Raw genomic sequence first — 17,908 nt, 5'->3', positions numbered from 1 at the left:
TGTTTGTGTCAAAAGCAGCGAAACAAGCCCCGAACTGGTTAAAATCCACCGCGATCATTTCTGGTCTCGTCGGATTTCTACTTTTCGTCCTCACACCGTTCCTGCCGGTCAGCCAAACACAATCCTCGTTTGACTGGCCCCAGAACGGCCTAAACAGCGTCAACGCACCGCTGTTGTCCTACGCGCCACAGGAGATCAACCTGGAAGTTCCGGTGGCTGCGACGAAGAAGATGCCGGAGAACCAGTGGATGGTGCTCGGTACGCTTCCTGCTGATTCTAAGGACGCTACGGCGCGCGGGTTGTTCGTGCGCTGGACGGCGCAGGGCTTGGACGTGGTGGTTCGTGACCGCGTCCCGCTGAGCGTCCCGAAGTCTAACCTGCCTACCGACGGCGTGTTGAAGGTATCTTCCACAGTAGAGAAAACCACGGTGTCCTTCGGCAACAAGTCTGAGACCATTAAGGGCGATTACCGCCCGCAGCTCACTGGTATTTACACGGATCTTCCGGGTGATGAGCGCATCGATGGCCTGTCCGCCCACGTGGAGGTGAACTCACGGTTTACCTCTAGCCCGAGCGCGATTAAGTACATCGCGATGTGGCTGGGCCTGGCGCTGACGATGGTGTCGCTGTGGTGCCTGCACCGCTTCGACACCCTGGATGGACGCACCTCGCGGAGTTTCTTCCCACCGGAGTGGTGGAAGCTTAAGCCTCTCGACGCCTTGGTCGGTGCCGTGCTGCTGCTGTGGCACTTCATTGGTGCAAACACTGCTGACGACGGCTACCTTCTCACCATGGCTCGCCTGTCACACGATTCGGGTTACATGGCGAACTACTACCGCTGGTTTGGCGTGCCAGAGTCTCCGTTCGGCGCCCCGTACTACGATCTGCTCGCCGTGATGGCGCGCATTTCTACTAGCTCCATTTGGATGCGCCTGCCTGGCCTGCTCGCTGGCTGGATCGTGTGGTTGCTCATTACGCGTGAGGTGCTGCCGCGATTGGGTACCCGGATTGGTGACCGTCGTGTCGCGCACTGGACTGCGGCGTTCAGCTTCCTAAGCTTCTGGATCGTCTACAACAACGGCACCCGCCCGGAGCCAGTGATCGCCCTTGGTGCTCTGCTGACCTGGGTGTGCATGGAACGCGCTATCGCTACCTCTCGCTTGTTGCCGGCAGCTCTGGCAGTCATCGTGGCGACGTTGTCTCTGGGGGCCGGACCGACGGGCCTGATGGCTGTTGCGGCGCTACTCGCTGGCCTGTCCAGCCTGATTCGCATCGTTTATCGACGCCTGCCGCTGTTGGGTGCTCCGCACGGCGGTAAGGGCACCTTCAGCGCTGTGCTGGCTATGGTGGCGCCGTTCCTTGCCTCCGGCACGGCGATTTTGTTGGCAGTGTTCGGTGACCAGACGCTCACCACCGTGATCGAAGCGATCAGGGTTCGTGCGGAAAAGGGTCCGGCGTTGTCCTGGTACCAGGAGTGGGTGCGCTACGAGTCCTTGATGGGCCAGACCGTGGACGGCTCGTTCACCCGCCGCTTCGCGGTGATCATGGTGTTCGTCTCCGTGGCGCTGGTACTGGCATCCATGCTGCGAAATGGGCGGGTGCCGGGCTCGGCGCAGGGCCCGTCGATGCGCTTGCTGCTCGTCTTCCTGGGCACTTTGTTCTTCATGATGTTCACCCCAACCAAGTGGACTCACCACTTCGGTGTGTGGGCCGGCATTGGCGCCGCCATGGCTGGCCTGGCTGCCGTTGCGCTGTCGCACATGGCGCTGAAATCTGCCCGCTCCCGCACCTTGCTGTTCGGTGGCATCCTGTTCATCCTGGCGTTCTGTCTTTCCGGACCTAATGGCTGGTGGTACGTCTCCAGCTTCGGGGTGCCATGGTATGACAAGACTGTCCAGCTCAAAGGCATCGAAGCGTCCAGCGTGATGCTGGCGATCTCGCTGCTCGTGCTGTTCATCGGCGTGGTGCAGTCCTTCGTGTCTGACGTGCGCACCGCACAAGCGGAGGCCGCTGGCGAACTGGATCAGCTGAAGGCGTCGAGAAGCGCGCGCCTAGAGCGGTTCCAGGGCCTGGCCGCCTCTCCTATCGCCGTTGTCTCCGCCCTGGTGATGGTCTTTACCGTCCTCAGCCTGGGCAAGGGCTTTGTGTCGCAGTACCCGGCGTACTCCGTGGGGCTTGGTAATTTCCGTTCTGCGGTGGGCAACCACTGCGCGCTGGCGAATGACGCGATGCTGGAGACCAACTCCAATGATTCCTTCCTCACCCCACTGGACGGCTCCGAGCTGGGCACCTCCCTGGAGGTGAGCAACCGAGGGTTTGACGCCAACAACATCCCGGCCACTATCGATACTGAGTCTGTGGGTATCGATAAGTCGGAGGGCACCATCGGTGGCGCGACTGCATCGGACTCCACTACCGAAATCGGCGGCGGCCAAACCACCGGTAACTCCGGCGGTGTTCGCTCGGATGTCGGTGTGAATGGCTCCCGCGCATCCCTCCCGTTCGACCTGGATTACAAGAAAATCCCGCTCGTCGGCTCCTACACGGAAGGACCACAGTTCCCAGCTGAGGTCACTACCGCGTGGTACGCCCTGCCACAGCGTTCGGAAACCACCCCTATCGTGGTGATTTCCGCAGCTGGTCGCATTTACCACCACGACATCAACGGTGTGGAACAAAAGGGTCAGAAGCTGGTCCTTGAGTACGCCACCGTCAATGACTCCCAGGTCACTGGCCGCGGCGAAATTGAACCGCTCGATATTGGCCCTACCCCATCCTGGCGCAACCTGCGCGTACCGATGGATCAGATCCCTGCCGAAGCTAACGCCGTCCGTATCGTCGCAGAAGACCGAAACCTGGACCCAGAACAGTGGCTGGCGTTCCTGCCCCCACGTGTCCCAGAGCTTAAATCCCTCAACGAGGTCATCGGCTCCGAAGATCCCGGCCTGCTCGACTGGGCGGTTGCACTCCAGTTCCCATGCCAGCGCACCTTCGGCCACTACGCCGGTGTCGCCGAGCTGCCGAAGTACCGCATCGCACCAGATCACCCAGGTAAAGTTACGCTGTCGCCAGTGATGGACTACGCCGGCGGTGGCGTGCTGGGTGTGACGGAAGCCGTCAACACCTCCATCGAAATCCCTGGCTACCTTAAGAACGACTGGCACCGCGACTGGGGCTCCATCACCCGGTACTCGCCACGCACCAACGTCCGCGGACAAGTCCCCGACGTTGCTGTAATCCATCACGAAACGATCCAGCGCTCCGGCCTGTGGAACCCGGGGAGGATGCAGACCGCGGAGTAGTCTTCGGGTATCGGTAAGTCACGCACGTTTGCTGTGCTTATCGACGCCCTATCCCCGCGCCACTCGGCGTGATGGTGTTGTAGTCATAGCAAAACCCGCTGTCAGGGATTATCCGACAGCGGGTTGAGACACCGAAGTCCCCATCCATTGGGGACTTTTTCGGGTTAAGTAGCAAAATGTGTGTCTGGTCGGCGTGTCACAGGTCGGACACTTTTGAATTGCTACTGCACTTCTGGGGGCTCTGATCACGGACCCTGAAGTTTCTTCCTAAAACCCGGGAAGCATTTCCCGGATCTCGGGCCCAAAACAGTGAAATAGCAGGTGTGAAGCCTAAAATATCACCGAGACCCGGGGAATGCTTCCCGGGTTTTGCAGGGTTAAGCAGCACAATGCGTGCCCGGCCAAGCACTGGTGCGTTGGTAGTCAGCTGGCATAGCCGTTGACGCAACAGGACCGGTCGGCCGGTTTCCCGGTTGGCGTGGGTTTCGTTTGCCCCAGTGCCAGCACACTACGTGGTCGAGGAGGGATGCGATGAGTAAGCACCCTGCTGCAGTAGAGGTCCCCTCGATAAAGACCTGATCATTTACGCGGGTAGGGGTCGGCGGTGCAGAAGGCATCAATAAGCGAACCTGCGGCCCAGACTCCATCGGAAGATACCTCACGAGGCTGCAGCATCGGTCATTGCGGCTAAGCCGACAGCATAAGCAGGAAGGCCCGAAAAGTTCGCCGCGTGTGTGATCAGCTCTGGTTGTGGTGCATCGCCACCTGTGGTGCTTTTTGTCCCTGGCAGATCGGGCATCGGGTCGGTTCTTAGCCACCGGAGTTAGGTAACCTCACCTTTTGGTACAGGTGCGGTATCACTCGCGGTATTGAACAAGATTTGTGGGTTTATAAGGCCCGAAACAATATGCAGCACCTGTTTACATGCTCTGACCTGGCTTTCCTGCAAAATTCAGACACACTTTTGCTACTTAACCCCACTTTTTCATTGTGTCAACGAATACCGGTTAAGGATTGTGGTGGCCAGCGGCATTGAGCAGGAGCAGTAGGTCACCGATGGTGTAGTCGCCTTGAAGCATGGTGTTCAGGTCACCGACGGGTAGGTTGCCACCGAGGTCTTTCACCAGGCCACCTAGTGCGCCGGCGGCATCGCCTTCCAGGCCGGCTGCACTTCCGAGCTGTTCGGCCATTCCTCCGGCCTGGTCAGCTGGCATAATGCCCATTGCGCCGGCAGCTGCTAGGAGTGCAGCGATCAGCTGCTTGTTGGATTCACCTAGGTTGCGGTCTGCTGCTACTACTTCTCCTGGGCGGAGAACGCCACCGAAGCCGGAGAATCCCCTCAGCTGGTCTGGGGTGCCGTTGAAGAGGTTCATATCCACCGGGGTGTTGATGCCGGTGACTCGGCCGTCGCCGGTGCGCTGCCAAAAAGCCATCTGTTCCCAGCCTCCGGGGAGATTATCAGGAACATCGTTTTGGTATGCCGCAAACCATAGTGGGTAGTGGGCGAACTCTGTGGTGTTCTCCATATCCTGTTGCCAGAAGTAGCGGTAGGTGTAAACGATAGGTTTGCGGCCGGTGAGGCGTTCAGTTTCCTTCAGGAAGGTGCGTGTCCAGTCTTTTAGTTGTGCAGGACCTAGCCCGTCGGTTTGTTCCAGGTCCATTACTGGTGGCAGATCCTGCTGGTGTGCGCTGTATGCCTTCGCAAATTCTGCAGCTTGGGCTGCTGGTTCAGAGCCGGGACGAGCGTAGTGGTAGGCCCCGACGGTCAGGCCGTTGGCTTTTGCCTGCTGAATATCGTGTGTGTATTGCGGGTTTTGGTAGCCGATGCCTTCGGTTGCCTTGACGATAGCGAACTCTTGCGATTGGTTCACCGTGGCCCAGTCGATGGAGCCTTGCCAGCTGGCAACGTCGACGCCGGAAGGCGCCTTGTGGCTATCAGCTACCGCCCCGGGGGCGAGCAGGAAAGTGGCAGATAACAGCAGTGGAAGGAGTGCCTGTCGTGTCCGTCGAGTAATATGCATGACAACAAAGGTACACAACTTTCACACAAGTCACGCGAGTAACACGTAAGAATTGTCAGTTTTCTTTGCACGCACCGCCTGCCAATACACCCAGATGAACAACGGGTATATCAAAATCGTCAGCGCGACATAGTGCACAACGAGCCAGAACTCCGAAGGCCACAAAATATTCCACACAAAATGCAGCAATAGACCAGCAACAACCCACCACAGCCCCCGCAAAGAGTCACGACGGAACATCGCCAAGCCAATGCCCCACCCGGCAAGAGCTGTGAACACGATATGCAGGCCAGGTCCGGCCACCATTCTGGTAAACCACATTTCCACAGCGCCGTTGAAATCACTGTTGGGGTCGAGAAGCGCGCCCGTTGCGCCATAAATCACATTTTCATGCACCTCAAACCCCAAGCCAACCAGGCCGCCGGTGACAAAACCGTGCCAAGGTCGATTGAGTTTACGGAAGGCATACAAAATAATGACAACCCCAAACGCTTTGGAAAGCTCCTCCGGGTAAGCTCCCGAGAATGACGCTGCGACGGGCTCCCAGCCCAACTTGTCAGTGATGTTTGTCCAGCCAGTGGATGCGGGAAAAACCAGGGCTACGGACATCCCCGCTCCCCATGCCACACAGCTGAGCCACCATAACGACCCGGCGTTGGGCCACAGCGGACCGGCGCGAAACAGCAATGTACCTGCTACCAGGTACAACGCACCAAACAACAGGCCCACCCAGGTGCCAACGGAGGAAAGCAACGCATTGGCAAGCACGGCCACGACGGTCGCGGGGAGCACAATGACAGCTAACAGCCACATCAAGAGGGTTTTATTCACGCTGCTGTTCCAATCTCGTTCAGGTCTGGGCGCTTATCCTCGTTACCGCGAAGGTTGTGGAGGACCAAGTCTGTGTACGGATCTTGCTGTTCTCCGCTCACCACCACGACCAATGTTTTTCCTTCTTGATCGCCGACACCTTGTTGCGATAGTGCAATCGCATCTTTGGTCTCGTACAACAGCACATTGCCTTCATAGGCAAAGGACCCCAGTTTTGGTTCCGAAATGGTCATCGCACGTATTCCACGCTTAAGCGAGTTTTTCTGGTCGATGACATTGTCCATCACGATGCTGGAGACTGTCGCTCCTTCACAGAGCCAAGATGTGTACATCGAGTCGTCGTCTTTTTCGCACACCAAGGGACCACCGTCGGGCCACTCGAGGGGGATCTCCCAATCAGAGGCTTTTTCCCCTAGTTTCACTTGAGCTCGATCGTCGTCAAGGTCGGGAACGATGGGGTCTACTGCGTTAGGAATGATGAGCAACGCCGCGACGAGGCCTGTGATTTTCCAAACCTGGAGGCGGGGTTTCAGTCGGTAAGACGGCATGAACACTAGAATAGTGCGGTATGGACAATCTCTATCAACACGTCAATGGCAGCTGGCTTGCCAGCCACGTCATCCCTGATGATCGCGCCGTAGATGGCACTTTCCATAAGCTGCGCGACGATGCCGAAGCTGCAGTCCACGAGCTGGTCAAGGACCATCCGCTCTACACCGGCTTCATGGATGTTGAGACTTTGAACACCCTCGGCGTTGGTCCCCTCGACGCTGACTTCGGGCTCATGGAACTCCCGCTGACCGAGGCGCTGGGCAAACTCTGGCGCACCGGTGTTTCCGCGCCGATCGGCGCATACATCGCCAAGGATTCGGCCTCCGAGGAATCCTTGGTGTACCTCTACCAAGCCGGGCTGGGGCTTCCCGACGAAGCCTACTACCGCGAATACCCAGAGATTTTGACCGCCTATGAACAGCACGTGGCCCGTATGCTTGAGTTCCTCGGCAAGTCCGATCTGGCCCCGGCTGTGATTGAGCTGGAGAAAAAGCTTGCTGCCGCGCACTGGAGCAACGTGGAAGCCCGCGACGCACAGAAGACCTTCAACCCCTGCGCCTTTGATGAACTGCCGCAGCCGATCCAGGAAATCCTGCGAGCAGCAGGTATTCCGGAGTACCGCGTCATTAACATGATGCCGTCGTTCACCACGACTCTGGCTGAGCTGCTCGAGTCTCAGGACTGGAAGCCCTGGCTGACGTGGAACATTTTGAGTGAACGTGCGGCGTACCTCACCGAGGAAATCTCCCGCGCCAACTGGGAGTTTTACGGCCGTGTCCTTACCGGCACCACCGAACAGCGTGACCGCTGGAAGCGCGCCGTGGAGTTGGTGGAATCCATGGTGGGCGAGGAGATTGGCAAGGCTTACGTGGCCGAGTATTTCCCTCCTGCGCATAAGGAGGAAATGGACCGTCTGGTCGCCAGCTTGCTTGATGCCTACGAAGCTCGCATTTCTGCCCTGACCTGGATGACTCCGGAAACCCGCACCCGCGCCCTGGAAAAGCTGTCGAAGTTCCGCGCCAAGATCGGCTATCCAAACGAGTGGCGCTCCTTTGACGCGCTGACCTTTGGGGATAGCCTGCTGGACAACATCCGCACTGCTTCGGCGTTCAACCACGACTACGAAGCGGCCAGGGTGGGCAAGCCCGCGAATCGCGACGAATGGGTCACCACCCCACAAACCGTCAACGCGTTCTACAACCCCGTGGTCAACGACATCACCTTCCCGGCAGCGATCCTGCAGGCGCCCTTCTTCGACCCCACCGCCTCCGACGCCGTCAACTTCGGCGCCATCGGTGCAGTCATCGGCCACGAAATTGGCCATGGCTTCGACGACCAAGGCTCGCATTACGACGGCGATGGCAACCTCAACTCGTGGTGGACCGAGGAAGACCGAGCCGCGTTCTCTGAGCTCACTTCCAAGCTGGTTACCCAGTTCGATGGCTTGATTCCGTCCGTTTTGGCCGGTAGAGAAGGAATCAAGGGCGTCAACGGCGAGTTCACCCTAGGCGAAAACATCGGCGACCTGGGTGGCCTCGGCATCGCTGTCACCGCCTATCTCATGTCCGGCGGCTCCCGTGAAGAACTGCCCGAGTTGTTCCTTTCTTGGGCACGAATCTGGCGCACCGCGATCCGCCCGGAAATGGCCGAACAGTACCTGGCCATCGATCCGCACTCCCCTGCCGAGTTCCGTTGCAACGTGATCGCAGCCAACATCGACGAATTCTACGAAGCCTTCGAGGTCGGCGAAATGGCGATTCCGGAAGCCGAGCGGGTTCGCATCTGGTAGAGATTCCCGATGTCGGATTTGGTAACGCAAACCGTACTTTTGACCGTTCAAACGTCAGATTGCATTACCAAATCCGGCAAGAACCACTACCATCAACCCGCGCAGGTAGTAACCGATGAGTTCGGGTGGCGCGGACATACCCATGCCGCTATCGCCGTAGGTGAGCCTGGTGACCCGTCGGGGCTGTCCGCGCTGATAGGATCCACACGCGAACGCTGCGAACAGAGCTGTGGCGCCGATCCAGGTGAGATGCCACATGACGGCGCAAAAGAGCGTCCCGACCAGGGCATGCACCACAACCACCCCGATCTCCCACACCATTGACCGCTGAAGTTTGCGCAGGTCAGCGCACCGATACACTCCCGCTCCCAGCACTGTCCAGGCGAGCGCGAAGACGAGGAGTCCCGCTGGGCCTAACGCGTTGGCGGTGGCAATGGCCGTCGTAAAGTGCAGTGCGCCGAGCAGCAACAGTTAGGAGCGCCTGAGGTAGCGACGCACAACGAGCGGGCCGCGCGCAAGGATGCGCCAGGAGACCCAGGTGGCGGCGAGGGCCTCGGAGGCAAGCTCATTGTCTTGGACATGCAGGCTGGCCAGGCCGATTGTCCGGGTGCGGCCAGCTTGCAGCAAGGTCGCCAGGCTAGCTTTACGACGCATCCCCCACGCCACTCTCACCCCGAGAGCCAACACTGCCAGCAGTGGCTGCCCAACGCTCGCCCCCCACCAAAAGGCCGAATAAACCCGTGCCAATCAATTGCAGCACAGAATCAGCGTCCCAGCTGCGCATCCGGTTGTATGGGCGCTGTCGATATACCCAGCGCAGCTCAGCCATTGCCCGCAGCGGCATGATCTTTTCCAACAATACGATGAAAAGGCAGACGGCTATGACAGCCGCAACAAGCGCCATCTCCCGAGGAACCACCGCCACGTCCAGGTGGGAACGCTGCTCCAGCCAACCAACCGCATTCCAACCAAAGCCCAGAACAAATCCTCCCAGCACCACCGGGTAGAGCCAGCCCGAAACCTTCTCTAAAAAGGACATCACAGGGCAATTACTTCATCACACGCTGCCAAGATCGCCGGAGAGTGGGACGCAACCAAAACGACCCGGTCTCCGGATAGTTCGCGCAGCTCAACAGCAAGAAAATCAGTCCAGTCAGAATCCAAATGGCGCTCTGGTTCGTCAATAATGCTCACATCGGCGGGAATCGAAAGTTGCGACGCCAAGAACACGCGCTGACGCTGACCGCTGGATAACCAGATCGGCGGATGTGGCAGCAAATCCCCCAGCTGCCAAGAGTCAACCACCTGATCAAAAGGCACCGGCAGCAACTCCAAATGCTCAGCCACCGTCAGATCTGGATAAAAGATCGGATCACCAATCCGCACTATCGGCCGCTCCCCAGCACACACCACCTCCCCTGAGATGGGAGCCAGCTCACCAGCGATAGTCAGCAGCAACGTAGATTTTCCGGAACCGTTAGGCCCCGCGAAACCATACATTCCTGGTTTAAAATCGCGAGCCAACGAACCCAAAGGCAGCTTGTAACCGTAGGAGACATCGACGTGGAGCATGGCTTCGAAGATACTCCCGTGCCGGATTTGGTAACGGAAACCATACTTTTACCCGCTCAAACGTCAGTTTGCATTACCAAATCCGACAGGTAACTCTAAACTTACTCAGTAAGGAGGAGATTGAAAACGATGTCCGTCAAATTCGCGTTACTGACGCTGCTGGTGGATCACCCCATGGGGGTCGCCCAGCTGCAACATGCTTTCCATGACCGCACCGACCGCACCTGGCCGCTGAACATTGGCCAGGTGTATCAAACTGTTAAGCGTTTGCAGCGCGATGGCCTGGTAGAGATCACCGGTCGGGAGGGTAAAGCGGACATTTTTTCGCTTACCGCGACGGGGCGTGCGGAGCTTACTCGTGAGCTGGCAGTGGCCGTCGAGAAGCCGGCGGATGACCGCGATGAGTTGGTGATTCGGATGGCCGTCGTGAAGGAGCGCGGGCCGCTTATCAAACTTCAGCGGGAAGCAAACATGGCTCGGCTGCGTGAGCTCGTGCGCACCCCGGCGGAGGGGGCGGCGGAGCTGCTGAAGCAACGACAGATCTTTGACCTCGAAGCGGAAAGCCGCTGGCTCGACTACCTGGAGGAACAGCTATGAAGCTCGACAATGTCACCTACACCGTCACCGACGGCGCCCGCCCCCGCACCATCCTCCGCGGCGTCTCGCTCGAGGTCGCACCCGGTGAACTCGTCGCGGTCATGGGCCCCTCCGGCTCCGGGAAAACCACCCTGCTCCGCATCGCCGGGCTGCTGGAAATGCCGACCAGCGGGCGGGTGCTTATCGACGGTCTAGACTGCTCCCACCTCACCCCGAACGCGCGCGCTGACCTGCGACGCGACAAGCTTGGCTTCGTGTTTCAGGACTACAACCTGATTCCTTCCCTCACTCTCCTCGAAAACGTCGCGCTTCCCCTGGAACTCGCGGGAGTATCCGGCGCCCGTACCGCCGCACTGGAAGAACTGTCCGCGCTGGGACTCGCTGAGGTCGCTGCTCACTTCCCGTCCGATGTCTCCGGAGGTGAACGACAACGTGCTGCCATTGCCCGCGCCTTCATCGGGTCCCGTACCACCTTGCTCGCAGACGAACCCACCGGCGCCCTCGACACCGCCACCTCCGATAAGGTCATCCGGCTGCTCCGGGAGAAAATCGACGCCGGTGCCTCCGGGCTACTCGTCACCCATGAACCGCGACTCGCCGCCTGGGCCGACCGCACACTGCACTTGAAGGACGGTGAGCTGCAATGATCCGCCTGGCCTGGAGGGACATCCGAAAGTACTGGGGTAGATCACTCGTCGCAGTGCTCCTTTTCGCGCTGCCCGTGACCTTCTTTGTCAGCCTTTTCAGTGTGCTGTCCACTTCGATATATCTGGATGAGCACCCGGAAAACACGCTCACTTACGTGCAAACTGACTCACCACCCGGCGACGGGTTCTCCCCTGTGTTCCGTGGCTACTTGAAAGGCACTTCTGGCGACCTTTCGACCAGGCTCTGGGTTACGGCGCTCCCCGAATCTGCCGCCAATGAGGACCTGAGTATCCCGCCTGCGGGCACCATTGACTTGCCGGTGAATCCGGCGCGAGCGATCGGGGTGGACATCGGGGACACAGTAAATGTTGGCGGAGTCCCCGTTACGGTTCATGACCTGCACTATCACCGGAACGCCATCGCGAACATCTCTGACTTCAGTTCCCTCGATAGCAACTGGTGGCTCGTGGAGCACCAGCCACCAACCACATATCTCCAGCTGTTCAGTGCAGATCCCATGCCACCAAGCTTGGGAAACATCATCACGCATGGCTTGGTAACCTCTGTGCTGTTTGCCCCGGTCTGGGGAATCATCCTGATCCTCACCGCGGGACTGGCCGCACCGATTTTCACTGTGGCACATGCGCGAATGCGTAACACCCTCGAATTACTTAGCTGCACCGGCGCGCGTCGTAGCGCTATTCGTCTGCTCTTCCTAGCCGAGGGGCTGATGCTCGCAGCGCTGGGAGTTTTCCTCGGTTTGCTCTCATCCTGGGCTATCTCGGAGGCCACAATCCAGTATTTGTTGGGCTGCTCAGTGCGCTGGGATTATCACGCGGGCGCACTGTTTTCCGCGCCGATGATCCTGGCGGCAGCGGTGGCCTCCCAGTTGCCGTTACTCGGCGGACAGCGTCGCACCCCTCCGCGCTGGGTAGCGATACCCGGTCCAGTGCTCCTCCTCGGCGGTATCGCACTTATCTTTACAACCGCACAGTGGCTGGTCCTCGGGGTGATGCTCATTGTGATGGGTGGCGCACTGTGCGGGTTGACAGCTGTAACGTTGCTGGGCTGGTGCGCGCCACGACTGCCACTGCTCGAGGCGATGGCGGCACGCAATGCTTTTCGGCATTTTCGACGCAGCAGTGCCGCGATTGGCGCCATCGTCCTCACTACCCTGGCGACCACGGGCATCGGATTGTGGGCCACCATCTTTATGGAACCGGATGGTGTCCTGACCGAAGGTGTGCTGGCAGCACCCAACATTGAAGTAACCACACCCGATGGTTACGCAGCAACGTTGGATGATCTCGAAGCGGATTTTGGGCCGCGTATCGATCTATACAGCGCTGGGCCGACCGATCAACAAGGCTACGGAGGCCCCTGGATTGACCTGGGGATCGGTGATGTACAGTTGGTCACCACCCCAGAGCTCCTGGATCGGCTCAACCTGCCGGTGGAGGTACGGAACCAGGCGAAAGCCAAGCTCGCTGAGAGAACACCTGTGTCTGCCAGGGAGCTCGGCATGGAACGACCGGGCGAGCTTCTCACCCCAGACATGGCGTCGGGCCATCTGATTTACCGGGGTAGTTTGTTCCCGAACAGCCCTTCCGCTTGGCAGCTGGTCGAACTGCAGCGCCTCAGCCAGCGCTCTGGCATGGAGCTGACGGCGGCTAATCATTCCGCCGTCACGCGGGCCATTTCTGGAACCACGATCGCGTTCTGTGTGGTGTTTGTCTTCGCGATCGTCGCCACGATCCTGGCTCTGACCACATTCGAATCGCGTCAGGACCGCCAGCGATTGCACGATGTCGGCGCTGGCCCACGGGCACTCCGCCGATACCGCATCAGCCAGCTACTCATGCTGGCCCTCCCCGGCCTAGCAATCAGCGCGCTGGCATCCTTGCTGATGTGGTGGGCCAGCCTCCTTTAAAGGTCTCGCCAGATGAGCTCCGCAATCACCAATGGTTCTTCCGAATCCGAGAACACACCAGTGATATTGCGGGGCGATGGCACCCGGGAGGCACGCAGATACTTGACAGGCAACAGGCGGCGTGGCAAGCGCAGCTCAAAGGACCGACCGACGCCGTTGATTTTGGCATTAGCAAAGACGCGTTCTTCAGAGGCGTCTTCGATGACCACTTCGGTGACCTCCGTGGAGGGAGTCTGCCCGCTTCCCTTTATCTTAAGGATCTGGGGTTTGGCGTCGCTACGCTGCGCTTCATTGTCACCTGCCAAGATGACTCGCACGATTTCCCCGACGGCAACAGGGTCATACGTGGCCTTCGTGAGGTAGCGGGTACCTAACACGCTGTGTTCCAGCTGCCCCACCGAGCCACCGTCGAGCTCCGCGCTGCGGTAGGTGACGGGAAGCTGCAGGTAGCGATCCGCCTCGTCGGTGCCGATAACGAAGTCGATCCCCACCTCACCCGCTGGATCTACCAGGCGAAAAGCGCCTTTTTCTTGAAAGTTTGGCCACCAGGCACGAAGAACTTCTTCTTTACTGGGGGTCAGTTCTGCTGCGAGAATTTCTGCTACACCACTCATGACCGCCAGTGTATGCGCTCCAGCTCAAGGAGGTATTGTTTCGTCTCCAGTCCGCCCAGGTAACCACCCAACCCATGTGCCCCCACCACGCGATGGCATGGCACCAGGATTGGCAGCGGATTCCGGGCACAAGCCGTCCCCACCGCACGAGCCGCATGTGGCTTGCCCAGCTGTTTCGCCAGCTCACCGTAGGTTTTTGTTTGGCCATAGCTTATCGACGACAACTGCCGCCGCACCTCGTCTCCAAAGGTTTTCGGCGTAGCTCGATCCAAGGGCACCTCAAAGATCTTCCGCTCACCAGCGAGGTATTCCACGATTTCGGCCCTAGCTTGTTGTTCGAAGGGGGTAGGGTTTTCGCTGCTGTGGGCGTCGAAAAGCACCTGCTTAATGCCTGTTGCTGAGGAAACCACGGTGAGGGGCCCGAGGGTCGTATCGAAGCACAACATATACTCCACTTTATGGACGATTTTGTTGTCGGTGGTCAAGACCGCGAACTCACTCCCGAAGAACAGCTCGCGGAAATCACCTGGTATTTCGAGGAACACTACCCACTGTCGGACCAGGAGGATTGGCTGGCCCGCCTCCCCGATCGCCTCACCCACGCCGCAATGATGCAGCTCGGCGCCGCAGCGGATCACGAGATGCCCGGCGTGCTGTACTCCGAAGGAATTCGGTTGTCGGAACACGGGCTCGGCGTGCTATTCACCCCGTCTCACCCCACTGGGCGCACCGCCGTTGCGTCGTGGGGACGCCCAGACGGCCCCGCCACCGACAACTACTGGTACCCGCTCGTCGCAGCCGCCGCACAGCTGTCCGGCACCACCATCTTGGTAACAAACCAGGTGGCAGAGGCTAAATCCTTCGCACCCACCGCCTGGGGGCTCGCCGACGGTTGCCCACTCGTGGAAGATGCCGGCTACGACAATTACCTCCTCACCCGACCAAACGGCGACTGGATTCAGACCCCCGCCGCCGCACGGGATGAAATTAAGGCTGTGGCGGAGTTTCTGAATGGGTACTAGATCCGCCTAAGATCTACGCCTTTTTCTGTGAGTGGCAGCCCGTCTGTGATCCAGTGTGGGCGGGCTTTTTCTGCGACAGTGCTGGTGCCATCGGCGCGGACGACGCGCCACCAGTTGGTCTGGTGGCCGTGGTCTCGCATGATTCTTCCTACCTGACGAGCGCTACATCCAACGGCATGTCCGATTTCCCCGTAGGTGGCGACTTGACCCGCGGGGATTCGATCTACAAAATCGAGTACCTGCTCGATCACTGGAATTGGCTGAGGTCGATCCCCTGGAGCGGGTCTTCTTCGCGTCCTTCCTCGATGGGCTCGGGTACCTGGGCAAGCGTGAAGGTGGCGCCAGTAGAGTCAGCGATCAGTGCCATGCGACCGAAGTCGGAGTCCCATGGTTCCCGGACGATGGTGCCGCCGAGTTCCGCGACTTTGCTTGCTGCTTCATCCACGTTGAGCACGCCAAGGTAGGTTTGCCAGAAACTTGGAACCTGTGGTGGGAATTGGCCTTCGGCATCCCAGATTCCCGCGAACGGCGCCCCATCTTCCAGCACGGTGGTGTACTTAAAGTCGCCGTTATCGTTGCCCAAGGAGTTAGTCATCCAGCCGAAGAGCTCTTCGTAAAATTCGACGGCACGCTCGTATTTAGCTGTCGCGGTGAGTTCGTACCAAGCGCAGGTTCCTGGTTCGCCCCCGGCAACGAAGATCTCGTCGGTGTGCATGAGCCCGAACAGGGCGCCTGCTGTATCGACACAGATCGCGATTGTGCCACGTGTTACTTCGGTTGGTTCGACGAGTACTCGGCCACCGAGTTCAGCGACCCGCAGTACTGTGTTGTCGAGGTTTTCGGTGTAGAAGTAGGTGATCCAGGCGTCTGGGGTGCTGGCTTCGGCCTGGGCGACAAAGCCTGCTACGGGGAGGTTTTGGGAGCGGGCAATGCGATAGTCGGCATCGTCACTTGTGTCCCAGCCCAAGATTTCGCTGTAGAAGCGGGAAGTTTTGCGGATGTCGGAGGTAGACAGTTCTACCCAGATCGGCATTCCGTGGCGTGCTTCGAATGCGGGCATGGCTACATGTTCCTCCACTTTTCGTAGTCAAAGTCATCGTTGGCTGTGGCTTCATCGAAGTAGTCGTCGTCTTCGGCAGCGGTGACTTTAGCGCAGTTTGAGCCGATGCACACAACATCACCGTGTCGTAGTGTTTTGCCGCGGCGGGTGTCTACCTCACCGTTGACGGTGACGTTACCGGCAGCGATGACTTCCTTGGCTTCCCCGCCTGTTTCTACGAGGTTGGCCAGCTTGATGAACTGGCCTAGTTTGATGGTTTCGTCTTTGATTCCGACGTCGTACATAGTGAAGGAGCTTACGCCAGTTTTACGGCAGTACCAGTTGCACTAACCATGAGCATGTTATTTGCTTGCCCCATGGCGGAATAGTCCAAGCTCACCCCTACAACTGCATCGGCGCCCAGTTCCTGAGCCCGTTGTACAAGCTCTGCGAGGGCATTTTCACGGGCGGCAGCTGCTTCGCCCTCGTAGGATTCTGCGCGACCGCCAACGATGTTTCGAAATCCTGCGGTGAAGTCTTTGAAAGCATTGATGCCGACGATGGTTTCTCCAGCGACGACACGGAGGTATTGGCTGATTTCGCGTCCCTCAACGCAGTTGGTGGTGGTGACGATCATACTTGGTCCCTTGGTTTGATGGTCATGTTTTCAATGTTCATATGTGCTGGTAGCGAGGCTACCCAGCGGACAGCTTCCGCGATGTCCGCGGCAGTGAGGTTGAGCTTGTCTGCGTATACGGCATCCGCTTTGTCTTTGTCCCCTTTGAAGCGGATGAGAGAGAAGTCCGTTTTTACGCGGCCAGGATCGATTTCGGTGATCCGCAGTGGCTGGCCTTCCATTTCTTGGCGCAGCACTGTGGTCATTGCACGGACGCCAAACTTTGCGGCGTTGTAGCCAGCGCCACCTTTGTATGGGGTGAAGGCTGCGATGGAGCCGATGTTGATGATGGTGCCTTCGGCTTTCAGCAGTTTGTCCAGCAGTGCCCGAGTGACGTTCAGGGTGCCGATCACGTTGGTTTCATACATCCAACGCCAATCGTCGACGTCGGCGTCGGCAATAGGATCGAGGCCTTTCGCACCACCTGCGTTGTTAACGAGTAGGTCAAGGGAGTCGATCTGCTCAGCCAGTCGGGTTACAGATTCGATATCGGTGACATCAAGTTCGACAGCAGTTCCTCCGATGCGATCCGCGATGCTCTTCAGACGGTCAACACGACGAGCAGCAACGATGACTTGCCAGCCATCTTTAGCCAGCGCTTCAGCGGTCGCTTCCCCAATGCCACTTGACGCTCCAGTTACCAGTGCAGTCTTTGTCATAGTCACTACTTTAGGTCGGACGAGCCAACTACGCGGTTGTTTATCATTCCTGTGGCCTCCATGAGCGCAAAACAAGTGGTGGGACCAACAAACTTGAAACCTCGAGCTTTAAGCGCAGTTGACATTGCTATGGATTCGGCTGAGGTTGTTTGTGCAGTAGTAAGGGATTCCGGTTGGTTCCATTCGGTGGGTGCAAAACTGGATAGGAATGTGAGTAAGCCGCCATCATCCCGCAGTTCTTGTACACAACAAGCATTGGTTATCGCAGCGCAAATCTTTTTTCTATTGCGGATGATGGCTGGGTTGTTCAGCAGTCGTTCAATGTCGGCTTCGTTGTAATCAGCAACGGTATCAACATGGAAGTTCGCAAATGCTTCCCGAAAAGCCGCTCGCTTTTTCAACACGGTTTCCCAAGAAAGCCCAGCTTGGAACCCCTCTAGTACGAGCCGCTCAAAGGCATCGTCCTCTGTGGTTAGTGGCTTACCCCATTCGTAATCGTAGTAGTCCTGCATTAAGTCAGATGCTGTCGCCCACCTCGGCCTGATGCGCCCATCGGAGCAGGTAACAAGTCCTTTTTCGTTAATTTCAGCGTTCATGGCCCTATTTTAAAATGCTGTCCCAACACACCCCACCCAAATTAGAACTTATGTTCGCAA

At 58.5% G+C, this 17,908-nt stretch carries 21 protein-coding genes; 6 read left to right on the top strand and 15 right to left on the bottom strand.

Going from position 1 to position 17,908, the window contains the following annotated elements; all coding sequences use genetic code 11:
- The first annotated feature begins 5 nt into the window (after positions 1–5).
- On the top strand, positions 6–3,302 hold the full coding sequence (locus tag HW450_RS08415) for an arabinosyltransferase domain-containing protein (protein WP_232843220.1): 3,297 nt from the start codon (positions 6–8) through the stop codon (positions 3,300–3,302).
- 1,007 nt (positions 3,303–4,309) lie between these two features.
- On the opposite strand, the gene HW450_RS08410 is transcribed toward HW450_RS08415, so the two are convergent.
- Genes HW450_RS08410 through HW450_RS08400 form a run of 3 tightly spaced genes read right to left on the bottom strand, consistent with a single transcriptional unit; the run spans position 4,310 to position 6,702 of the window.
- Entirely contained in the window at positions 4,310–5,323 is a 1,014-nt protein-coding gene (locus tag HW450_RS08410) for a glycoside hydrolase family 25 protein (RefSeq protein WP_182385200.1), read from the bottom strand.
- Between the two features lie 30 nt (positions 5,324–5,353).
- Positions 5,354–6,154 carry a PrsW family intramembrane metalloprotease gene (locus HW450_RS08405; RefSeq protein ID WP_182385199.1) on the bottom strand — a complete coding sequence of 267 codons (801 nt, stop codon included), beginning with the start codon at positions 6,152–6,154 and terminating at the stop codon, positions 5,354–5,356.
- The gene (locus tag HW450_RS08400) at positions 6,151–6,702 is read right to left on the bottom strand and encodes a hypothetical protein (RefSeq protein WP_182385198.1); all 552 of its coding nucleotides are present in this window, start codon (positions 6,700–6,702) and stop codon (positions 6,151–6,153) included. Before HW450_RS08400 ends, HW450_RS08405 begins: the two co-directional genes overlap by 4 nt.
- 20 nt (positions 6,703–6,722) lie before the next feature.
- On the opposite strand from HW450_RS08400, the gene HW450_RS08395 reads away from it, so the two are divergent.
- Positions 6,723–8,495, top strand: coding sequence for a M13 family metallopeptidase (locus tag HW450_RS08395; RefSeq protein ID WP_182385197.1), 1,773 nt, complete (start codon positions 6,723–6,725; stop codon positions 8,493–8,495).
- A gap of 54 nt (positions 8,496–8,549) precedes the next feature.
- Here the strand turns inward: HW450_RS08395 and HW450_RS08390 are convergent, their stop codons facing one another.
- Genes HW450_RS08390 through HW450_RS08375 form a run of 4 tightly spaced genes read right to left on the bottom strand, consistent with a single transcriptional unit; the run spans position 8,550 to position 10,067 of the window.
- A complete protein-coding gene (locus tag HW450_RS08390; protein WP_182385196.1) occupies positions 8,550–8,963 on the bottom strand; it encodes a hypothetical protein in 414 nt (137 codons plus the stop codon).
- Positions 8,964–8,966: 3 nt separating this feature from the next.
- Positions 8,967–9,149 carry a hypothetical protein gene (locus HW450_RS08385; RefSeq protein ID WP_182385195.1) on the bottom strand — a complete coding sequence of 61 codons (183 nt, stop codon included), beginning with the start codon at positions 9,147–9,149 and terminating at the stop codon, positions 8,967–8,969.
- Positions 9,139–9,534 carry a hypothetical protein gene (locus HW450_RS08380; protein ID WP_182385194.1) on the bottom strand — a complete coding sequence of 132 codons (396 nt, stop codon included), beginning with the start codon at positions 9,532–9,534 and terminating at the stop codon, positions 9,139–9,141. The genes HW450_RS08385 and HW450_RS08380 overlap by 11 nt, the downstream gene beginning before the upstream one ends.
- Complete coding sequence (locus HW450_RS08375; RefSeq protein WP_182385193.1) at positions 9,534–10,067, bottom strand: ABC transporter ATP-binding protein; 534 nt, start codon at positions 10,065–10,067, stop codon at positions 9,534–9,536. The genes HW450_RS08380 and HW450_RS08375 overlap by 1 nt, the downstream gene beginning before the upstream one ends.
- A 129-nt stretch (positions 10,068–10,196) precedes the next feature.
- On the opposite strand from HW450_RS08375, the gene HW450_RS08370 reads away from it, so the two are divergent.
- From HW450_RS08370 to HW450_RS08360, 3 genes are read left to right on the top strand one after another with little or no spacing between them, the layout of a single operon-like run.
- Entirely contained in the window at positions 10,197–10,664 is a 468-nt protein-coding gene (locus tag HW450_RS08370) for a PadR family transcriptional regulator (protein ID WP_182385192.1), read from the top strand.
- Positions 10,661–11,311, top strand: a complete 651-nt coding sequence (locus HW450_RS08365; RefSeq protein WP_182385191.1) for an ABC transporter ATP-binding protein — start codon at positions 10,661–10,663, stop codon at positions 11,309–11,311. Before HW450_RS08370 ends, HW450_RS08365 begins: the two co-directional genes overlap by 4 nt.
- Complete coding sequence (locus HW450_RS08360) at positions 11,308–13,242, top strand: ABC transporter permease (protein WP_182385190.1); 1,935 nt, start codon at positions 11,308–11,310, stop codon at positions 13,240–13,242. Before HW450_RS08365 ends, HW450_RS08360 begins: the two co-directional genes overlap by 4 nt.
- Here the strand turns inward: HW450_RS08360 and HW450_RS08355 are convergent.
- Positions 13,239–13,856 carry a CG0192 family protein gene (locus HW450_RS08355; RefSeq protein ID WP_182385189.1) on the bottom strand — a complete coding sequence of 206 codons (618 nt, stop codon included), beginning with the start codon at positions 13,854–13,856 and terminating at the stop codon, positions 13,239–13,241. The genes HW450_RS08360 and HW450_RS08355 overlap by 4 nt on opposite strands.
- Positions 13,853–14,302 carry a methylated-DNA--[protein]-cysteine S-methyltransferase gene (locus HW450_RS08350; RefSeq protein ID WP_182385188.1) on the bottom strand — a complete coding sequence of 150 codons (450 nt, stop codon included), beginning with the start codon at positions 14,300–14,302 and terminating at the stop codon, positions 13,853–13,855. Before HW450_RS08350 ends, HW450_RS08355 begins: the two co-directional genes overlap by 4 nt.
- A 12-nt stretch (positions 14,303–14,314) precedes the next feature.
- Between HW450_RS08350 and HW450_RS08345 the strand changes: the two genes are divergently transcribed.
- Positions 14,315–14,878 (top strand): hypothetical protein, encoded by a 564-nt coding sequence (locus HW450_RS08345; RefSeq protein WP_182385187.1) that lies wholly within the window; start codon positions 14,315–14,317, stop codon positions 14,876–14,878.
- Here HW450_RS08345 and HW450_RS08340 read toward each other — a convergent pair.
- From HW450_RS08340 to HW450_RS08315, 6 genes are read right to left on the bottom strand one after another with little or no spacing between them, the layout of a single operon-like run.
- Positions 14,875–15,129, bottom strand: coding sequence for an MGMT family protein (locus HW450_RS08340; protein ID WP_232843219.1), 255 nt, complete (start codon positions 15,127–15,129; stop codon positions 14,875–14,877). The two genes, HW450_RS08345 and HW450_RS08340, sit on opposite strands and share 4 nt — an antisense overlap.
- Positions 15,126–15,938 (bottom strand): VOC family protein, encoded by an 813-nt coding sequence (locus HW450_RS08335; RefSeq protein WP_182385186.1) that lies wholly within the window; start codon positions 15,936–15,938, stop codon positions 15,126–15,128. Before HW450_RS08335 ends, HW450_RS08340 begins: the two co-directional genes overlap by 4 nt.
- A gap of 2 nt (positions 15,939–15,940) precedes the next feature.
- On the bottom strand, positions 15,941–16,222 hold the full coding sequence (locus tag HW450_RS08330; protein WP_182385185.1) for an RNA-binding S4 domain-containing protein: 282 nt from the start codon (positions 16,220–16,222) through the stop codon (positions 15,941–15,943).
- Between the two features lie 11 nt (positions 16,223–16,233).
- Positions 16,234–16,554 (bottom strand): YbjQ family protein, encoded by a 321-nt coding sequence (locus HW450_RS08325; RefSeq protein ID WP_182385184.1) that lies wholly within the window; start codon positions 16,552–16,554, stop codon positions 16,234–16,236.
- Positions 16,551–17,252, bottom strand: coding sequence for an SDR family oxidoreductase (locus HW450_RS08320; RefSeq protein ID WP_182385183.1), 702 nt, complete (start codon positions 17,250–17,252; stop codon positions 16,551–16,553). The genes HW450_RS08325 and HW450_RS08320 overlap by 4 nt, the downstream gene beginning before the upstream one ends.
- Positions 17,253–17,257: 5 nt before the next feature.
- Positions 17,258–17,848 carry a DNA-3-methyladenine glycosylase I gene (locus HW450_RS08315; protein WP_182385182.1) on the bottom strand — a complete coding sequence of 197 codons (591 nt, stop codon included), beginning with the start codon at positions 17,846–17,848 and terminating at the stop codon, positions 17,258–17,260.
- Positions 17,849–17,908 lie beyond the last annotated feature (60 nt).

Origin of the sequence: Corynebacterium hindlerae (assembly GCF_014117265.1) — a bacterium.
Taxonomy (GTDB): Bacteria; Actinomycetota; Actinomycetes; order Mycobacteriales; family Mycobacteriaceae; genus Corynebacterium; species Corynebacterium hindlerae.
Note: the sequence above shows the minus strand (reverse complement) of the source record. Positions and strands in the feature narration are given on the sequence as shown.

What these genes read in the sequence shown, in the direction of transcription:
- HW450_RS08350 (WP_182385188.1), bottom strand. Translation starts at nt 14,302, where the DNA reads ATGTTGTGCTTCGATACGACCCTCGGGCCCCTCACCGTGGTTTCCTCA.
- HW450_RS08410 (WP_182385200.1), bottom strand. Translation starts at nt 5,323, where the DNA reads ATGCATATTACTCGACGGACACGACAGGCACTCCTTCCACTGCTGTTA.
- HW450_RS08370 (WP_182385192.1), top strand. Translation starts at nt 10,197, where the DNA reads ATGTCCGTCAAATTCGCGTTACTGACGCTGCTGGTGGATCACCCCATG.
- HW450_RS08315 (WP_182385182.1), bottom strand. Translation starts at nt 17,848, where the DNA reads ATGAACGCTGAAATTAACGAAAAAGGACTTGTTACCTGCTCCGATGGG.
- HW450_RS08330 (WP_182385185.1), bottom strand. Translation starts at nt 16,222, where the DNA reads ATGTACGACGTCGGAATCAAAGACGAAACCATCAAACTAGGCCAGTTC.
- HW450_RS08335 (WP_182385186.1), bottom strand. Translation starts at nt 15,938, where the DNA reads ATGCCCGCATTCGAAGCACGCCACGGAATGCCGATCTGGGTAGAACTG.
- HW450_RS08345 (WP_182385187.1), top strand. Translation starts at nt 14,315, where the DNA reads ATGGACGATTTTGTTGTCGGTGGTCAAGACCGCGAACTCACTCCCGAA.
- HW450_RS08325 (WP_182385184.1), bottom strand. Translation starts at nt 16,554, where the DNA reads ATGATCGTCACCACCACCAACTGCGTTGAGGGACGCGAAATCAGCCAA.
- HW450_RS08360 (WP_182385190.1), top strand. Translation starts at nt 11,308, where the DNA reads ATGATCCGCCTGGCCTGGAGGGACATCCGAAAGTACTGGGGTAGATCA.
- HW450_RS08395 (WP_182385197.1), top strand. Translation starts at nt 6,723, where the DNA reads ATGGACAATCTCTATCAACACGTCAATGGCAGCTGGCTTGCCAGCCAC.
- HW450_RS08375 (WP_182385193.1), bottom strand. Translation starts at nt 10,067, where the DNA reads ATGCTCCACGTCGATGTCTCCTACGGTTACAAGCTGCCTTTGGGTTCG.
- HW450_RS08320 (WP_182385183.1), bottom strand. Translation starts at nt 17,252, where the DNA reads ATGACAAAGACTGCACTGGTAACTGGAGCGTCAAGTGGCATTGGGGAA.
- HW450_RS08380 (WP_182385194.1), bottom strand. Translation starts at nt 9,534, where the DNA reads ATGTCCTTTTTAGAGAAGGTTTCGGGCTGGCTCTACCCGGTGGTGCTG.
- HW450_RS08365 (WP_182385191.1), top strand. Translation starts at nt 10,661, where the DNA reads ATGAAGCTCGACAATGTCACCTACACCGTCACCGACGGCGCCCGCCCC.
- HW450_RS08385 (WP_182385195.1), bottom strand. Translation starts at nt 9,149, where the DNA reads ATGCGTCGTAAAGCTAGCCTGGCGACCTTGCTGCAAGCTGGCCGCACC.
- HW450_RS08400 (WP_182385198.1), bottom strand. Translation starts at nt 6,702, where the DNA reads ATGCCGTCTTACCGACTGAAACCCCGCCTCCAGGTTTGGAAAATCACA.
- HW450_RS08355 (WP_182385189.1), bottom strand. Translation starts at nt 13,856, where the DNA reads ATGAGTGGTGTAGCAGAAATTCTCGCAGCAGAACTGACCCCCAGTAAA.